The organism is Vibrio sp. 03_296, from assembly GCF_002265885.1.
In genome coordinates this window covers 1-1,442 of the sequence record NZ_NPKW01000885.1, presented here as the reverse complement: position 1 = coordinate 1,442, position 1,442 = coordinate 1, and the positions used below count along the sequence as shown (strand labels likewise).

The window sequence follows — 1,442 nt, the reverse complement described above, 5'->3', positions numbered from 1 at the left end:
TATATGTGGTTGTACAAGCTGTTTGCCTACATTGTGATGCCGCAAAAAAATCAGCAGGAATCACGTACATCTACTTTATCCGTGAAGCGAAGAAGCTGTGTCAAAAGAGTTTAAGCGCTGGTTTATACATCGCGGCAGAGGTCAATCCACTGATGCGTTATTTCAAAGAGCGTGAATTGCCGATCCCAACGCTATATTTGATGGGAGAGCGTGATTATATGTTTATTAAACCCGTCAAAGAGATGGTTGCTGCTCACACCCAGAGTGAGTTGCTAGAGATAAAAACTGTGGCCATGTGATGCAATGTGGAAAGCCCGACGAGTTAACCAGCATTCGATCGATTTATCCAACGCCAAATCTAATAAAACATGAGGAAGGCTAGTGCCTTCCTCTGTCAATTGCGCTCATTACTCAAGTACTTGCCCACAATGCCAGCAAGCTCCAAATTGACCTTCTATTTCTTCTCCGCACTGTGGGCATAGCCAATTTTGATGCGCTACTTGCTGCTTCACGAATAGGCTGGCTAATATCGCTTTAGCAAAATCGACTTTCTCAGGTTCCAATAGCCAAATGTATGGATTGGTATCCTCAGTTGCTGGTAACATCAACCTCTCAAGCAATAACCTCACCTCGAACCTCACATTGTACCGCTTCATTCATCAGTAATTGGCACACGATATGCGCTTCTATAGGCGTGTTGGCGGTGAATATCTTCATAAGTGAATTCCTTTTATGAAGAGAGTTGAGGTCTAAATTTACTCATGATCCATTTTACAGCGATAGGAAAGACACCCAATAACGCAAATGAGGCTAATACTGTCGGTGAAAGTATCCCCGACAACGAGTTGATGTCGGCCAATTGTGTCCCCGCATTTAGGTAGACAGCCGTACCAGGTAGCATGCCTATCTGGCTAGTAAGATAGTAACGACCAATGGAATTGGTGTTAAACCATTAGCAAATTAATCAGGAAAATGGGAAGACAGGGATCAAGCGTAATGAAAATAGATAAAAGGCGCCATCCTTTTCAACGCCTTGGTTGATCGCGCTAAGTTTGTCTCCAAAACGTGCCTGCACCCAATCTTTTAGCAGGTAGCGACTACTCAAAAATGCGATGGTTGCCCCAATGGTGCTGGCAAACGAGACAAGAAGTAGGCTATACCAAAACCAAACAGAGCAGCGCCTAATAGCGTGACGACGGTAGCTCCAGGAACTGAAAAGGCGGTAAGACCAACGTAAATGACAAAATAGCTTATTGAAGCAAACAGAAATTTTTCTTCAATAAAACTGTTCAGGGCAAGTTGTTGTGCTTTAGCGTTGTCGAGTGTGAGGTATTGACTAAAATTAACCGCCAATAAAATAATGGTCGCGATAAGCAAGATTCCGAATACGAGTTTTTTGTTCATTCAATTTTTCTCCAGATAGCTTGGTTATCAGACCTGAT

The 1,442-nt window shown here is 43.1% G+C and carries 3 pseudogenes; 1 reads left to right on the top strand and 2 read right to left on the bottom strand.

Annotated elements, in window-relative coordinates:
- Positions 1-326 (top strand): annotated as a pseudogene (locus CIK04_RS28625) (alpha/beta hydrolase); the annotation flags it as partial.
- Positions 327-407: 81 nt separating this feature from the next.
- Here CIK04_RS28625 and CIK04_RS28620 read toward each other — a convergent pair.
- A pseudogene (locus CIK04_RS28620) lies at positions 408-717 on the bottom strand (DUF2007 domain-containing protein).
- A 13-nt stretch (positions 718-730) separates the two neighbouring features.
- Positions 731-1,404, bottom strand: a pseudogene (locus CIK04_RS28615) (TVP38/TMEM64 family protein).
- Positions 1,405-1,442: the final 38 nt, after the last annotated feature.